The organism is uncultured Bacteroides sp. (assembly GCF_905207245.1).
In the GTDB taxonomy this organism is placed as follows: Bacteria; Bacteroidota; Bacteroidia; order Bacteroidales; family Bacteroidaceae; genus Bacteroides.
Map to the genome: position 1 here is coordinate 1 of NZ_CAJLKP010000016.1, position 16,219 is coordinate 16,219.

Sequence of the window (16,219 nt, forward strand, 5' to 3'; positions counted from 1 at the left end):
CTGGCTTGTTTGCCTAATACAGAGGCAGCACGCCTTTCCTGTGAAACAATCTTTGGCACATGCAAAAAATAGCGGTATCCGTGCATCTCAGCATAACTTTTTCATGCAAGCATGAAAGTTCTGCGCTTAATTTGCATTATCTTTGCCTCGGAAAAGAAAACAGTGAATTCAGCAGAAAATATGACTCTTATACAAAAACAGTTTTTCGCACTTGTGCAATCAGGTCTATGGGGCACTACTGCAGATGTTACCTTATTTGATATACAAACTGATTGGCAACAATTGTACCAATCTGCCAAAGCGCAAGCCCTACTGGGGATTGCCTTCGATGGCATGCAAACCCTGCCACAAGAATTGCGCCCTAAACGTGAACTTTACTTAAAGTGGTGCAACACGTTGCTGCAAATAGAAGAGAATAACCATATACTGAATCAGGAAATCGCCAAAGTATTTACACTCTATCGTGCCAACCAGATAGAACCGGTTCTGCTGAAAGGACAAGGAGTAGCACTGAATTACCGGAATCCCCTGCATCGCCAATGCGGGGATATTGATTTATATATAGGCCCCAAAAACTATGAAAAGGCCAATAAACTGTTAAGACAAGAATCGACCAGTGAACACGAAGAGAATCATAAACACACGTGCATACACTGGCACGACGTGGATATAGAGAACCACCGCGTGCTCTCACGGCTCAGTTCTCCTTCCTCCGACCGGAGCTTCCAGCGAGAGATAGCCCGATGGCACGGCACCTCTGCTTGCCGGAATCTGGAAATTGAAGGTTATCCGGTAACCCTCCCTCCCCTATCATTCGATGCAGCCTACGTGCTAATGCACTCTGCATTGCATTTCCTCAATGAAGGAATCGGACTTCGCCAAGTATGCGACTGGGCCAATATACTTCATGCACAGCGAAAAGAGATTGACCTCAAAGAAACTGCCAGGCTCTTGCAGGAATGGGGATTAAGCAAAGCAGCCAAAATCTTCGGAGTGGTAGCTGTCAACTATCTGGGACTTCCCATAGAAGAACTGCCCATACCTTACACCGAGAAAGATATCAAAACCGGTGAATGGCTACTTAGTGATATCTGGCAGGGAGGCAATTTCGGGAAGTTTGACCAAAAGCGCAAACAACGTCCCAAAGGATATTGGCGTGGGAAATGGTATACTTTCACCCGGGCCGGTCAGCGATGCCGGGAATTTGGAGCTTTGGCACCAGCCGAAGCACGTTGGTATCCCCTTATGCTTGCCGCTCACTCCGCTCAGGTGCAATGGAACAAATTGTTGAACAGAATTTAATCAGGAAATATGAAAAATAATAAGTCATTAATCGTCATAGGAAGCCTATTCGTTCTACTATTGGTAGGACTCACCGTTTTATTAATCTCGGAAAAGCAAACCAACAAAGAACTGGTACAAGAGTTTCAACTGGAAAAAGAAGACTTGGAGAACGAGTATACCAACTTTGCACAACAATACGATGAGTTGAAACTGACTGTTTCCAACGACTCCCTGTCTATCTTACTGGAACAGGAACAGACAAAGACCCAACGTTTGTTGGAAGAATTGCGTACCGTAAAAAGCAGCAACGCCAGCGAAATACGCCGCTTGAAAAATGAACTTGCCACCCTGCGTAAAGTCATGATAGGGTATATCAACCAGATAGACTCACTGAACCGGCTCACCGCCCATCAGAAAGAAGTCATTGCCCAAGTTACACAGAAGTATAACGATGCTTCCCGCCAAATCAGCAATCTGTCGGAAGAAAAAAAGAACCTGAACAAAAAAGTGACTCTTGCCGCACAATTGGACGCTACCAATATCAACATACAAGCCGTGAACAAACGGGATAAGATAGCCAAGAAGGTGAAAGACGTAGTGAAGTTCAAGATAGGATTCACCATCGTCAAGAATATCACTGCCGAAACAGGCGAGCGCACTATTTATGTCCGTATCACTAAACCGGACAATGACGTACTGACTAAAAATCCTGCCAATACATTCCCTTATGAAAACCGCGAATTGGGATACTCCATTAAAAAGTATATTGAATACAACGGTGAGGAACAAAACATAACCGTGTACTGGAACGTGGAAGAATACCTGTATGCAGGCACCTACCGGGTGGATCTTTTTGCAGATGGAACACTCATCGGCTCACAATCATTTGCATTGGACTAAAAAAAACTTTAAAATATTTTGAGGTTTCATCGAAAGCCTATACATTTGCATCGTTGTTTATGCAATTATTGTTGCATCACAAACAACTTTTTAATCACCTTAATTAATGTATAGACACGATGAGAAAGTTCTTCTGTTTCATTTGGTTGGTATGTCTGACCTTCTCAGTCGGTGCACAAGAGGTTTTAAGCCTCGATAGTTGCCGTGCATTGGCAATTGCCAATAACAAAGAACTACTGATAAGCCAGGAGAAAATAAACTCTGCGCATTATCAGAGAAAAGCAGCATTTACCAATTACCTCCCCGACATTTCCGCCACCGGTGGATATATGCGTACCCAAAAAGAAATCTCATTGCTGAGCGATGCCCAGAAAGGTGCTTTAGGCTCTATGGGAACCCAAGTGAGCGGTGTAATGCAAAATGGTATACAAGGTATACTGACGCAGCACCCCGAGCTAACACAGAATCCGCAGTTCATGGCGTTGATTCAGGCATTGGGCAACGTTGATGTCGCTACTCCACTGAACGGCTTGGGAAACTCCCTCGTTGACGCATTTCGCACAGATACCCGTAACATGTACGCCGGCGCACTCACACTGACCCAACCTCTGTATATGGGTGGCAAGATACGTGCTTACAACAAAATCACCAAATATGCCGAAGAACTGGCACGCCAGCAGCACGGAAGCGGCTTGCAGGATGTAATCCTCAGCACCGACCAGGCTTACTGGCAGGTGGTATCTCTTGCCAGCAAAAAGAAGTTGGCAGATGGCTACCTCAAACTATTGCAGAAACTGGAAAGTGATGTAGACAAGATGATTGCCGAAGGCGTTGCCACCAAAGCAGACGGTCTTTCGGTGAAAGTAAAAGTGAATGAAGCGGAGATGACATTGACCAAGGTGGAAGACGGATTGAGCCTATCCAGAATGTTGCTATGCCAGTTATGTGGTCTGGATCTCTCCTCTCCCATCACGCTAAAGGATGAACAGGAAGACGACCTTGGTCCCGGTCCGGAAGCGGCTGACGGAATCGATTTAAATACGGTGTATGCCACGCGCCCGGAAGTGCGCAGTCTGGAACTCGCAACCGAAATCTATAAGCAAAAGATAAACGTCACCCGCTCCGAATATATGCCGTCACTAGCTTTGATGGGTAGTTATATGATGACGAACCCTTCCGTCTTCAACGGTTTTGAGAAGAAGTTCAAAGGAATGTGGAACGTGGGGGTCGTGTTGCAAGTGCCCATCTGGCATTGGGGTGAAGGTATGTATAAGGTAAAGGCTGCCAAATCGGAAGCCCGTATCGCTCAATACCAGTTGGACAATGCCAAAGAAAAGATAGAACTCCAAGTCAACCAGTCGGTTTTCAAAGTGAACGAAGCTGCCAAGAAACTGGCTATGGCGGAAAAGAATCTGGAAAAAGCGGACGAGAACCTGCGTTATGCCACCCTCGGATTTGAAGAAGGCGTCATAGCTGCCAGCAACGTGCTTGAGGCGCACACAGCCTGGCTTTCCGCCCAATCGGAAAAGATAGATGCACAGATTGACGTGAAGTTGACCGATATTTATTTGAAGAGGGCATTGGGAGAATTAAAAATTGAAAATTAAAAATTAAAGGGTGAGAGCTCATAAATCATAAATCTGAAATCATAAGATGGATACCAAATCACAAAACAGTAACATGCTACTGGCATTCTTAACGCTGACTGGCGTCATTGCCATCGTAGCCATAGTCGGTTTCTTCATGTTGCGCAAAGGACCGGAAATCGTACAGGGTCAGGCTGAAGTCACGGAATACCGGGTATCGAGCAAAGTGCCGGGACGTATTCTGGAATTTCGTGTGAAGGAGGGACAAAGTGTGCAGGCCGGAGATACACTTGCCATACTGGAAGCTCCGGATGTATTGGCGAAGCTGGAACAGGCACGTGCTGCAGAAGCTGCCGCACAGGCACAGAATGCCAAAGCACTGAAAGGTGCCCGTCACGAACAAGTGCAGGCTGCGTTTGAAATGTGGCAAAAGGCCAAGGCGGGACTTGCCATAGCCGAAAAATCGTACAAGCGTGTGAAGAATCTTGCCGACCAGGGAGTAATGACTGCACAAAAGCTGGACGAAGTTACAGCGCAACGGGATGCTGCCGTGGCTACCGAAAAGGCGGCCAAAGCCCAGTATGATATGGCTAAGAACGGTGCCGAGCGCGAAGACAAGGCCGCTGCCGCCGCTATGGTGGACCGCGCAAAAGGGGCTGTTGCCGAAGTGGAGTCCTACATCAAGGAAACTTACCTGATAGCACAAACTGCGGGAGAAGTTTCAGAAATCTTCCCCAAAGTAGGTGAACTGGTGGGAACGGGCGCACCTATCATGAATATCGCCATCCTGGACGACATGTGGGTGACGTTCAATGTCCGCGAGGATTTATTGCAAGGTTTGACAATGGGTACGGAATTTGAAGCTTTCGTTCCAGCATTGGATAAGAATATCCGGTTGAAAGTGAACTATATGAAGGACCTCGGTACGTATGCTGCATGGAAAGCAACGAAAACAACCGGACAATTCGATCTGAAGACGTTCGAGGTGAAAGCACTGCCACAGGAGAAGGTGGAAGGGCTGCGACCGGGAATGTCGGTGATACTTAAAAAGTGATTAGTTATTAGTGATTAAAGGAATGGGACGAGATAAGAAATACATAGCTTTGTGGAACGTCATGAAACGGGAAGGGCGTCGACTCGTTTCACGACCGCTATACTTGTTTTGCATGGTGATAGCGCCATTGTTCTGCTATGTGTTCTTCACTACGCTGATGGACTCGGGGCTTCCTGTTAATATGCCCGTAGGGGTGGTGGACCAAGACATGACGTCCACTTCACGCCAGTTGGTGCGCAACCTGGATGCTTTTGAACAGACTGCGGTGGTGGCACATTATCCCACCATTAACGAAGCACGCACCGCCATGCAAAAGGGGGAAATTTACGGCTTCTATTATATTCCGCAAGGCACCACTTCTAAGGCGCAATCCCAACGACAGCCAACCGTATCATTCTATACCAACAATACGCTGCTCATTGCCGGTTCCCTGCTCTATAAGGACATGAAGATGATGAGTGAGTTGGCGTCGGGAGCTGCTGCACGCACGAGCCTGTATGCCAAAGGTGCTACCGAGGACCAAGCTATGGCATTTCTGCAACCTATCGTCATTGATACGCATCCACTGAATAATCCGTGGCTGAACTATTCCGTATATCTGTGCAATACTTTTGCGCCGGGCGTACTGATGCTACTGATTTTTATGGTAACCGTTTATTCCATCGGCGTAGAAATAAAAGACCGTACAGCTCGCGAGTGGCTGCGCATGGGGAATAATTCCATCTATATCTCCCTTGCCGGAAAACTGCTGCCGCATACAGCTATCTTTTTCCTGATGGGCATACTGTATAACGTATACCTATACGGTTTCCTGCATTTCCCCTGCAACAGTGGAATCATACCGATGTTGCTTGCCACCCTCTGCCTGGTGCTGGCTTCGCAAGGTATGGGCGTACTCATGATAGGTACGTTGCCTACTCTACGCCTGGGATTGAGTTTTGCATCTCTTTGGGGAGTACTTTCGTTCTCCATGTGCGGACTGTCATTCCCTGCCATGGCCATGCATCCCGTATTGCAAGGATTGGCCAATCTGTTCCCACTGCGCCACTATTTCCTGATTTATGTAGACCAGGCATTGAATGGTTATCCGATGATTTATTCATGGATGAACTATGTGGCATTACTTATTTTCATGATGCTTCCTTTCTTCATCGTTCACCGACTCAAGGAAGCGCTGATTTATTATAAATACGTGCCCTAATGAAACATCTGACGTTCAAACAGAGAGTAGTACAAGGTATCCACGATTTATTCTATATCTGGATACGGGAATTCCGCACAACCTTCCGCGACCAGGGTGTGCTCATCTTCTTTGTGCTTGTTCCGTTGGTATATCCGCTTATTTATGCCTTCATTTATACAAACGAGACAATACGTGAAGTACCTGCCGTGGTAGTGGACAACTCCCGCAGTGCATTAAGCCGAGAATATCTGCGCAAAGTGGACGCCAGCCCGGAGGTAAAGATTGTGGCCTATTGCGCGGACATGGAAGAAGCCAAGCTAATGCTGAAAGACCGTCTGGCTTATGGCATCATCTATATACCTGCTGAGTTCAGTAATGACATTGCCCAGGGGAAGCAGACACAGGTCAGCCTGTTCTGTGATATGAGCGGGCTGCTCTATTATAAATCGCTGCTGAACACCAATACCAGCGTATCCCTGGATATGAATGCCGACATAAAAATACAACGTGCAGGCAATAGCACCGACCGTCAAGATGAAATCACCGCATATCCGATAAGATATGAAGATGTTACTCTTTTCAACCCGACAAACGGCTTTGCCGCCTTCCTTATACCTGCTGTATTGATATTGATTATTCAGCAAACTTTATTGCTCGGTATCGGACTCTCCGCCGGGACAGCACGCGAAAATAACCGTTTCAAGGATCTGGTGCCCATCAACCGACATTACAACGGTACGCTACGTATTGTCTTCGGCAAAGGTTTGAGCTACTTTATGGTATATGCTCTTGTGTCAGTCTATGTGCTTTGTGTAGTGCCACGTTTGTTCAACCTCATTCAGATAGGACAACCCGGAGTACTGACTCTTTTCCTGCTCCCCTACCTGGCCGCCTGCATCTTCTTTGCCATGACAGCCTCGATTGCCATACGCAACCGGGAGACGTGTATGCTGATATTCGTATTCACATCCGTACCTTTATTGTTCCTCTCAGGTATTTCCTGGCCGGGGGCGGCCATGCCGGATTTCTGGAGATATTTTTCGTATATCTTTCCGTCAACTTTCGGTATCAATGGCTTTGTACGCATCAACAGCATGGGGGCCAGTCTCAACGAGGTGGCTTTTGAATACAGGGCCTTATGGATACTGACAGGTGTTTATTTCCTGACAACCTGCTGGGTATATCGCTGGCAAATCATTCAGAGCCGCAAGCATGTGATTGAGAAATATAAGGAATACAAAAGGAAAGACTAGGGACGATGGCGATTTGATTCTTTCCTGAGCGGATTTGAATCAGTTGACGAAGGAACGAGTTGACAAGGAGACAAGGTTCCATGCGGCGTAGAAGCATTGCGCAGCCCCTTGTCTCCTTGTCAACTCGTTCCCTTGTCAACTGAATTTCCTTCCTTTCTGTACGATTATGGGCATAGCCACCCAAACCCAATTATCGAATATGTTTCTTAATTAATGGATACAGAATTTCGGCATAGCGCATAAAGCCCAAATCTGTGAAGTGGACGCCATCGACGGTTGCTTCGCCATCATGGCCGATGATATCTTTAGAAGGAAGAAAGTAGATATTCTTATCACCTTGCTTCTTCAGTGACTGAAAAATTGCTGCAATTGTTTCATTCTTGCGCTTCACTTCCTGCGCAACTCCTTTATTGAAACGGGAGTGAGGAAAAATAGGATCTTCCACAAAAAGGATGGGAGTATCGGGGTGCTTGGCACGAACAATAGAATAGAATTTCTCCGCACGCTCTTTCATCTGTTCCACCGTAGCGTTAGGCAAAAAGTCCAGGATGAACATAGCAGCATCAACGGAAGCTATCACTTCAGCAATTTCCAAATCGAGCAAAGCATTGCCACTAAAACCTAAATTGATACATTCACGATTAAGCCAGCGTTCCAGAATATTGGTATGAGCCATACCGGGGCGGGATGCACAGCCGCCTTGCAAAATACTGGTTCCATAGAAAACTACCGGTTTCTTACGTATCGGCAAGTCAACAGCCGGCTGTTCAATCATTGAAAGACTATCTACTCCGATAGCCAGTGAAGTGACTCCGTCATACAAAGAGAGATACAGAAGATATTCACGTTCTTCGGGGGTCATGTTCTTTACAATCGTAGCTTCGTTGATTTTTCCTTGCGGACGTCCACTGCCGGCAAATGCCCACTTACCATCTTGCAGGCAGTAAAGATCGAGTCCCTTGATACCTGTAGGAGTCATGTGGTTCATACTCGTATTATTCCGGACTTCCCACTTTGCCGCAATGCAAGTGGAGTTGGAGCGGAAACGCAAGGCAAGTCCGGCACTGTTCCGCCCTAAATTCCAGAGAGGTTTACGGGAAATGTGTTCTAAAGAATCCGGGAGGCGTTCATAACGGGTAAGTGTGGCATCTGTAGCTTTGCCTAAAAGAGGAAAAGCAGAAGCATCGTGATAGAGGATTTGGGCATTGGCTGACATGGTCAGCAACAGGCCTGCGATAAAAAGTCTGATTCTCATGATTAGTAGATATTAAGATAAGCCAAAGGTACACTGAAAAATAATAAATTTTACCGGTTTTACATCAATTAACCAACCAAAGACTGCTCCTTTACGAAAGATTCGTAACTTTGAGCAAAAAACTATATATTATGAAACGACTCAATTTCTTACTCAGCAGTTTGCTACTATGCATATGCTGCACTATTCAAGCTAAAAACAAAGTGATAGAACAGCCTCCGTTCATCGTAAGCAGCACCACTTCTATCGAAGTCAGCAAAGTAGAGATTAGCGATACAGCTACCATCCTGCACATCTACGCCAAATACCGGCCTAAGAACTGGATAAAGATTGCCGCAGGGAGTTATCTGAAAGACAATAACGGGGAAACTTATCCATTACGTTCGGGCATAGGCATCACACCGGACAAAGAATTCTGGATGCCGGAATCGGGCGAAGCGGAATTTCAATTAGTATTTCCTCCCCTCCCCGCCTCGGTTACCTCCGTAGACTTTACCGAAGGAGCCGACATAGAAAACGGTTTCAGCATTTGGGGGATACAACTGAAAGGCAAGAACCTGCCGAAACTTATACTGCCCAAAGAAGCCGTTGTACATAAGGTGGATATGAAAGCTGAATTACCTGAACCGGTCGTCGGATACGATAAAGCCATTCTGAAAGGTAAGTTGCTGGACTTTTACCCGGGCATGTCGTCGCCAATCACACTAGTTGCATGGGAAAGTGCCAAAGGTGACCTGTCGGAAATCCTGATAGATATTCAGTCGGATGGAAGTTTCAGCAAAGAAGTGCCATTGACAAGCAGCACGCCATGTACGATATATATGTCCGGTAGCAGTCCGCTCCAGATTTTCATGGAGCCGGGACAAACTACAGAAGTATACATTAATATGCGTGAAATCTCTCGACGCAGTTCCAAATTCCACAAAGAGGGAAAACCTTACGGAGAAATCATATATATAAATGGTCCGTTGGCTGCCATAGCGCAAGAATTAAACCGGGATATGCCCGATACGAACATACAACAGAAAGTGTATAAGAATATAAAGGAGCTTGCCGGAATAGGTATAGATGCATATAAAGAACGTATACTTAAAATTTCTGAGGAAGTGCAAACAGAAATAGACAAACTCTCCTGTAGTCCGGCAACACGCCAGTTGCTCACGAGCAACAACAAACTGTCTACCATCGGATTATTACGTTCAGCAGCTAATTCACTGACATCGGCTGCCATTGAAGCCAATCAGTTGAAACGGGAAGAAGCACAAAAGTACTATCTGGAACTTGCCAGACAAGTACCCGACAACTATATTCCCAATGCTGATTTTGCACTACTGAATATTCCGCAAACAACCTTGTCCAGCCAATACGTAAACGTCATTGCAGCCTATTACAGCCGAAGTGAAGACTTTGCCAAAGCATGGGGAACCGACAGCGGCATCTTCTTTGATATTGCCCGAACCATTCCTATCTACCGGGGTATCAAGGACTTCACGCCGATAACCGAAGAGCAAAAGGCATCTCTTGCTACCCTGCCCACCGCCTACCGTGATATGGTGATTGCTGCCAACAATGAATTACTGGCAAGAATTGAAGCCAATAAGAAAAAGACGGGCTTCACCGTTAATGAAGCCGGAGAGGTCAGCGACGAGGATCTTTTCGCCTCCATCATCAGCAAATTCAGTGGCAAAGTGCTATTGGTTGATTTCTGGGCTACCTGGTGCGGTCCGTGCCGCATGGCCAACAAAGAAATGATACCTATGAAAGAAGAGCTGAAAGACAAAGATATCGTGTATCTGTACATCACCGGTGAAACTTCTCCGTTGAAGACCTGGGAGAATATGATTCCTGATATTCATGGTGAACACTACCGCGTAACGGCCGCTCAATGGAACTATCTGGGTAAGAGTTTCAATATTTCAGGTGTTCCCACCTATCTTATTATAGACCGCGAAGGAAATATAAAATACAGGCAAGTAGGTTTCCCAGGTGTGAACACCATGAAAGAGGAACTTCTAAAGGTTGCCGGTAAATAAGAAAAGATAGCAAACCTGCACAAGGTGAAGTTGATAAAGACACTGCCCATCATTTTCGTGGAAATGATGGGCAGTTGCATTTAGTTTATTTCTTATCCGGTTCCACTTGCCACTCTTTGGCTCCCTGTTCCTTCAATTTACTTGTAATTGCCTTAGCTTTATCCATAGCCTCTTTTTCTTCTTCGGGACTTGCATAGGCAAACTTATAGCCTTTCACAACATTCCACTCGCCACGGGTAAAATCGGGAAACTCTACAGCAGCACAATTGTTATCCATAGAAAGCTCACCCAGTTCGGCCAGGCAGCACCATTCAGCCAAGTCATACACATCCAAATCTAAAGGCAAGCCATTCTGCAGACAATACACCAACCGGCTATCCATAATGAAGTCCATACCTCCATGACCTCCTACTTCCTTAGCCAACTCACCATATTTCTTCAATATCGGATGTTGGAATTTATCTACAAGCGCCTGCATTTCTTCCTTCGGCAGGAAACTATGCGTATTCAGATTATCAACTTGCGGTTCTACACCCGAAGCAGCCAGTTGCTTGGAGTCGAGCGCGTAGCCCTCAATCGGGTACTTATTTGCAAATCCTTTGGTACCGGTAAGCTGATATAAACGGTTATAGGGCTGCGGTGTCATCACATTATGTTGTATTTCAATAACCTTTCCGTTAGCAGTACGAATCAAAGTGGTAGTATGATCACCATTACGGAAATCATCACATGCCTCTCCGGTTCTCTTTTCTACCAGGTCTTTACCTACAACGGACTTCGTATCCATAGCCACCAGTGTCACCATACGGTCGCCACGATGAATATCAAACGCTTGTGCTACAGGGCCAAGACCATGCGTAGCATATACATCTCCACGATGCTTTTTATTGTAATCCAGACGCCAGCCCAACTTATCATTCTCACCATCTTTCCAGTAATGATCCCAGAATGGGCTCAGTTCGTGGATATAAGCCCCCTGTCCGCGAATGATTTCACCAAATACGCCTTGCTGGGCCATATTCAGCGTATTCATTTCAAACCAGTCATAGCAGCAATTTTCCAGTATCATGCAGTGCTTGCGGGTCTTTTCACTCATATTAATCAGGTCCCAGCACTCCTGAAGATTCATAGCAGAAGGCACCTCTATCGCCACGTGCTTTCCATTTTCCATGGCACACATAGCTACGGGGAAGTGATGCAGCCAATCGGTAGCAACATAAACAAGATCTATATCATCACGTTTGCAAAGTTCTTCATATCCTTTTTCTCCGGAATAAACGGCAGCCTTAGGCAAGGATGCTTTCTCCAGATACTTCTGGCAATTCTCTGCGCGCGATTGCTCATAATCGCAAAGAGCCACAATCTGCGTACCGGGAATGTGAGTGAAGCGTTCCACAGCTCCGGGACCACGCATACCCAAACCAACGAACCCTACACGAACTACTTCTATCTTCGGAGTAGTCAGCCCGATTACACTTTGCTGCCCTGCCGGACGCTCAGGAGTTTTCACTACAATGGTTCCATTCTTCCACTCCCACTGAGTTCCCTTATCATTAGTCTGCACAGTAGAATTCTGAGAAGTGCATGCACACAAAGCGACACACATACCCAATAACAATGATTTCAAAATTCTCATAACTATTAAATTTAAAGTAATTAAGTTTGTATTGTATTCTAATATATAAGACTACAAAAATACATCACTGTGGGAATAAATGCCACATACGCTACAATAGTTTAGATTAATTAACTCACTGCCCGTTGCTTTATTACGAACTTTTCGTAGCTTTGCATTGAATTCATTTTAATACTTTATTTCCATGGAAAAATTAACAATACAAGAAGAAGAAGTAATGATCTACATCTGGGAACTGGGTAGTTGCTTCGTAAAAGACATTGTTGCCAAATATCCCAAACCGGCACCTCCTTACACAACCGTAGCGTCCATCGTTAAAAACCTGGAACGCAAAAAGTATGTCACAGCCGCCCGTGTGGGCAATACGTATCAATACACACCCGCCATTCGGGAAAGCGAATACAAACGCACTTTCATGAGCGGCTTTGTGCATAACTATTTTGAGAATTCATACAAGGAAATGGTTTCGTTCTTCGCCAAAGAGCAAAAGATTTCGACCAATGACCTGAAAGATATTATTGAAATGATTGAAAAAGGGAAAGAGTGAAGATTTATGATTTTTGATTTATGATTTATATCATCCGGAATAAGGAAGAACTTTTCATAAATCAAGAAATACATAATTCATAAATTATAAATCACAAATTTATATGTTGGCCTATTTTCTAAAAATCAACGTAGCCATTGCGCTGTTTTATGCGTTCTACCGGCTGTTTTTCTATAAAGACACGTTCTTCACGTGGCGCAGGGTAGCATTACTCTGTTTCTTTGCCGTATCCGCCGTCTATCCACTGCTGAATATACAAGCATGGATTACGGAGCAGGAACCTATGGTAGCAATGGCAGATTTGTATGCCGACATCGTTTTGCCGGAACTCACCTTTACACCGGAACAAGCCACTTTCGACTGGAAAACGCTTTTGCTCCAAACGGCAGGTTTCATCTATTGGGGAGTAGTAATCATATTGGCTATCCGTCTCCTCATACAACTTGCAGGCATTATCCGACTGACTTTCCGTTGTCGAAAAACACGAATTGAAAATGCCAATGTACATCTGCTCAAACAAGCGGGCGGACCTTTCTCTTTCTTTCACTGGATATTCATTCATCCGGATTCGCACACCAAAGATGAACTAAGCGAAATATTAATTCACGAACAAACCCATGCCAATCAATGGCATTCCATCGATGTACTTGTCAGTGAAAGCGTATGCGTATTCTGCTGGTTCAATCCTTTTGCCTGGCTCATGAAACGGGAAATCCGCACCAATCTGGAATATCTGGCGGACAACCGTGTATTGGAAACCGGGCATGATTCCAAAGCCTATCAGTATCATCTGTTAGGATTATCCCATCATAAGGCTGCAGCAACTATCTATAACAGTTTTAATGTATTACCCTTAAAAAAACGCATCAAAATGATGAACAAAAAGAGAACCCGAGAAATAGGGAGAACTAAGTATCTTATGTTCCTCCCCTTGGCAGCCTTACTAATGATTATCAGCAACATCGAAGCTGTGGCACGCACCACGAAAGAAGTTGCCAGAGATGTCATAGAGGCTGTGGAAGATAATCTGACGACGGATACAACGGCGCCGGATATGGAAGTTGCTACTGAAACGGCACCGCTGGAAACACCGGCACCGCAACAGGATAAAGACAAACTTGTGAGCTACAAAGGAGTAGTAGTGGATAAAGACGGAAAAGCAGTGGAAGGCGCTGAGTTTTTCGTTGATGGAGACCACAAACTACCACAAGGCCAATCGTATGTCACGGGAAAGAACGGTAATTTTTCTTTCAAAGCATTCGAGAATGCTAAAATGATAGTAATTTGGAAAAAAGATGGGAAAATGATGGGAGTACCCGTCACTGTCAACAAAGAAGACAACTCCAACATGAAGATCGTCATGAATAGGGAATGGCAAAATCCGCCTGTCGATGATCCTGATAATCCAGTATTTGAAGTAGTGGAACAAATGCCTGAATTTCCGGATGGTGGAATGTCCGGCCTGATGCAATTTTTATCGAAAAACATCAGATATCCGGTAAATGCACAGAAGAATAATACGCAAGGACGCGTTACGGTACAATTTATTGTAAATGCAGACGGAAGCGTCTCCAACATAGGGATTATCCGTGGAGTAGACCCGGAATTGGATGGTGAAGCGGTACGCGTTATCAGCACAATGCCAAATTGGAAACCGGGTATGCAAAAAGGAAAAGCTGTACGGGTGAAATATACAGTTCCTGTTATGTTCCGCTTATCGGATGATGGTCAAAAAGAGGAGTATAAGCCTGTACCTAAAATTGATGAAACCGTTGTCGTGGGATATGTTCCCAAACAAACCCCTGCAGAGGAAGATCCGATTTTTGAGGTGGTTGAAAATATGCCTGAATTTCCCGGTGGTATGGGAGGGCTGATGCAATATCTGTCTAAGAATATCAAATATCCGGTAGAGGCACAAAAAGCAGGAATCCAAGGACGAGTTATAATGCAAGTCATTATTGATAAAAACGGTAATGTAACCAATCCTAAAGTTACCCAACCCGTAGACCCCTTATTGGATACAGAAGCGATTCGCGTCACCACAAGTATGCCTAAATGGAAACCCGGTACACAAAGAGGAATGCCGGTCAATGTAAAATATACATTCCCTATCGTATTCAGATTGCAATAAAACAATCTTATTTTAACATTAATTCTCTCTCACATTAAAGATTATCTGCAATGTCCTACTCCTGATTTTTAACAGCTCAATCAGGAGTAGGATGCGGATAACCATTAACAATCCATGCCATGAACAAACTAATCTGCATATTTCCTTTCTTACTCATAATCAATACAATCCATGCGCAAGAAGGCAAAAGAGAATATCTACAAAAGGTACTCGCTAATCTTGAGAAAATAGAGTCGGCAAGCTACACGAGTTTTAATGAATCCTGGCAGCCTGGTGATACAGTTCCAATATTCACTAATTCTGATTATACCAATGAATACAATAATCCGAGTGATAGCACCATTGGAGCAAGTTATGCTTCTTTCGAAACGAAAGACATGGAAAAAATGACCTTTTGCTATGACGGTCATAAAAGAGTGCTGGTGTATGATGAGCACAAAGCAATCGTGGAAGACAACTTCACCGCCCGACCGCTTCCTTTCAGACCATTGAGTGGTCCTTTTTATAACTATACAAAAAACATAATAAAATATGCCCTGCAAACAAAGGATAATATAACCGTTGATTTACAAGATAAAGGTAATGATTATTTTTTCAGATTAGTTATTGAAGAAGATACGCAAGTGGAATTTTTCGGAAAAGCCTGCCACATGCCGAAACCACCATTTTATGTAGAACCGACCTCAATCTATGAGCTATGGATACGTAAGTCGGACAATTTACCTTATAAAGCACGGAGAGAAATGTCGCATGATATATCAGTTACGACTATTACATCTGTAGAATTCAACAAGTTGTCCATTAATGATTTCAATGTATCTGATTATTACCCAAAGGGGTATACTGTTGAACCATACAGCTATGGCAACAAAAAAGCCGCCTCAGCCCCCGAACTTACAGGCAAGCAAGCTCCGGAATGGACTTTAAACGACTCCAATGGCAATCTGGTATCACTTGCCAACTTAAAAAGTAAAGTGTTGCTAATCAACTTTACCGGGATAGGTTGTGGTGCCTGTCAGGCTGCCGTTCCTTTTCTGAAAGAATTGAAAGGCAAATTCAGTAATGAAGATTTCGACCTTATAGCAATAGAAGGCTGGAGCCGGAAGGAACATTCCATTCAAGTTTATGCAAATAATAAAAAACTCAATTACACTATTCTGAATGCAAACGACCAAGTAATCAAAGACTATCAAACAGGGAATGCAGCCCCCTTCTTCTTCATACTGGACGAACATCACATTATCAGAAAAGTTATCAGGGGTTATGGCAATGAAAGAACAGACAAAGAAATTATGGATGCTATAACGGAATTATTATAGAAACATACCCCAATAAAAAAACAGTAGATTGAGCTATC

Annotated in this window: 12 protein-coding genes; 10 read left to right on the forward strand and 2 right to left on the reverse strand. The window is 44.5% G+C overall.

The features are described 5' to 3' along the window. Nucleotides 1-180 precede the first annotated feature (180 nt). The 6 genes from QZ135_RS07165 (at nucleotide 181) to QZ135_RS07190 (ending at nucleotide 7,260) form a co-directional block, all read left to right on the forward strand. Nucleotides 181-1,302, forward strand: coding sequence for a nucleotidyltransferase family protein (locus QZ135_RS07165; RefSeq protein WP_294607217.1), 1,122 nt, complete (start codon nucleotides 181-183; stop codon nucleotides 1,300-1,302). 9 nt (nucleotides 1,303-1,311) lie between these two features. After that, nucleotides 1,312-2,184: a hypothetical protein gene (locus QZ135_RS07170; RefSeq protein ID WP_294607220.1), complete on the forward strand. Its 873-nt coding sequence runs from the start codon at nucleotides 1,312-1,314 to the stop codon at nucleotides 2,182-2,184. 119 nt (nucleotides 2,185-2,303) lie between these two features. Then, on the forward strand, nucleotides 2,304-3,791 hold the full coding sequence (locus QZ135_RS07175; protein ID WP_294607223.1) for a TolC family protein: 1,488 nt from the start codon (nucleotides 2,304-2,306) through the stop codon (nucleotides 3,789-3,791). Between the two features lie 46 nt (nucleotides 3,792-3,837). Next, a complete protein-coding gene (locus tag QZ135_RS07180; protein ID WP_294607226.1) occupies nucleotides 3,838-4,824 on the forward strand; it encodes an HlyD family efflux transporter periplasmic adaptor subunit in 987 nt (328 codons plus the stop codon). A gap of 22 nt (nucleotides 4,825-4,846) precedes the next feature. Further along, nucleotides 4,847-6,025: an ABC transporter permease gene (locus QZ135_RS07185; protein ID WP_294607229.1), complete on the forward strand. Its 1,179-nt coding sequence runs from the start codon at nucleotides 4,847-4,849 to the stop codon at nucleotides 6,023-6,025. Further along, a complete protein-coding gene (locus QZ135_RS07190; protein ID WP_294607231.1) occupies nucleotides 6,025-7,260 on the forward strand; it encodes an ABC transporter permease in 1,236 nt (411 codons plus the stop codon). Before QZ135_RS07185 ends, QZ135_RS07190 begins: the two co-directional genes overlap by 1 nt. 190 nt (nucleotides 7,261-7,450) lie before the next feature. Here the strand turns inward: QZ135_RS07190 and QZ135_RS07195 are convergent, their stop codons facing one another. Further along, entirely contained in the window at nucleotides 7,451-8,515 is a 1,065-nt protein-coding gene (locus tag QZ135_RS07195; protein ID WP_294607234.1) for an SGNH/GDSL hydrolase family protein, read from the reverse strand. Between the two features lie 131 nt (nucleotides 8,516-8,646). Between QZ135_RS07195 and QZ135_RS07200 the strand changes: the two genes are divergently transcribed. Further along, nucleotides 8,647-10,548 (forward strand): TlpA disulfide reductase family protein, encoded by a 1,902-nt coding sequence (locus tag QZ135_RS07200; RefSeq protein WP_294607237.1) that lies wholly within the window; start codon nucleotides 8,647-8,649, stop codon nucleotides 10,546-10,548. Between the two features lie 85 nt (nucleotides 10,549-10,633). Here QZ135_RS07200 and QZ135_RS07205 read toward each other — a convergent pair whose 3' ends face one another. Further along, complete coding sequence (locus QZ135_RS07205; RefSeq protein WP_294607239.1) at nucleotides 10,634-12,184, reverse strand: Gfo/Idh/MocA family oxidoreductase; 1,551 nt, start codon at nucleotides 12,182-12,184, stop codon at nucleotides 10,634-10,636. Nucleotides 12,185-12,368: 184 nt separating this feature from the next. Here QZ135_RS07205 and QZ135_RS07210 point away from each other — a divergent pair, with 184 nt between their 5' ends. The 3 genes from QZ135_RS07210 to QZ135_RS07220 all read left to right on the forward strand — a co-directional run bounded on the left by QZ135_RS07210 (nucleotide 12,369) and on the right by QZ135_RS07220 (nucleotide 16,181). Beyond that, nucleotides 12,369-12,731 (forward strand): BlaI/MecI/CopY family transcriptional regulator, encoded by a 363-nt coding sequence (locus tag QZ135_RS07210; protein ID WP_294607241.1) that lies wholly within the window; start codon nucleotides 12,369-12,371, stop codon nucleotides 12,729-12,731. 103 nt (nucleotides 12,732-12,834) lie between these two features. Further along, on the forward strand, nucleotides 12,835-14,862 hold the full coding sequence (locus QZ135_RS07215) for a M56 family metallopeptidase (protein ID WP_294607243.1): 2,028 nt from the start codon (nucleotides 12,835-12,837) through the stop codon (nucleotides 14,860-14,862). 119 nt (nucleotides 14,863-14,981) lie between these two features. Next, nucleotides 14,982-16,181: a TlpA disulfide reductase family protein gene (locus QZ135_RS07220; protein ID WP_294607246.1), complete on the forward strand. Its 1,200-nt coding sequence runs from the start codon at nucleotides 14,982-14,984 to the stop codon at nucleotides 16,179-16,181. Nucleotides 16,182-16,219: the final 38 nt, after the last annotated feature.

What these genes read in the sequence shown, in the direction of transcription:
- QZ135_RS07165 (WP_294607217.1), top strand. Translation starts at nt 181, where the DNA reads ATGACTCTTATACAAAAACAGTTTTTCGCACTTGTGCAATCAGGTCTA.
- QZ135_RS07170 (WP_294607220.1), top strand. Translation starts at nt 1,312, where the DNA reads ATGAAAAATAATAAGTCATTAATCGTCATAGGAAGCCTATTCGTTCTA.
- QZ135_RS07175 (WP_294607223.1), top strand. Translation starts at nt 2,304, where the DNA reads ATGAGAAAGTTCTTCTGTTTCATTTGGTTGGTATGTCTGACCTTCTCA.
- QZ135_RS07180 (WP_294607226.1), top strand. Translation starts at nt 3,838, where the DNA reads ATGGATACCAAATCACAAAACAGTAACATGCTACTGGCATTCTTAACG.
- QZ135_RS07185 (WP_294607229.1), top strand. Translation starts at nt 4,847, where the DNA reads ATGGGACGAGATAAGAAATACATAGCTTTGTGGAACGTCATGAAACGG.
- QZ135_RS07190 (WP_294607231.1), top strand. Translation starts at nt 6,025, where the DNA reads ATGAAACATCTGACGTTCAAACAGAGAGTAGTACAAGGTATCCACGAT.
- QZ135_RS07195 (WP_294607234.1), bottom strand. Translation starts at nt 8,515, where the DNA reads ATGAGAATCAGACTTTTTATCGCAGGCCTGTTGCTGACCATGTCAGCC.
- QZ135_RS07200 (WP_294607237.1), top strand. Translation starts at nt 8,647, where the DNA reads ATGAAACGACTCAATTTCTTACTCAGCAGTTTGCTACTATGCATATGC.
- QZ135_RS07205 (WP_294607239.1), bottom strand. Translation starts at nt 12,184, where the DNA reads ATGAGAATTTTGAAATCATTGTTATTGGGTATGTGTGTCGCTTTGTGT.
- QZ135_RS07210 (WP_294607241.1), top strand. Translation starts at nt 12,369, where the DNA reads ATGGAAAAATTAACAATACAAGAAGAAGAAGTAATGATCTACATCTGG.
- QZ135_RS07215 (WP_294607243.1), top strand. Translation starts at nt 12,835, where the DNA reads ATGTTGGCCTATTTTCTAAAAATCAACGTAGCCATTGCGCTGTTTTAT.
- QZ135_RS07220 (WP_294607246.1), top strand. Translation starts at nt 14,982, where the DNA reads ATGAACAAACTAATCTGCATATTTCCTTTCTTACTCATAATCAATACA.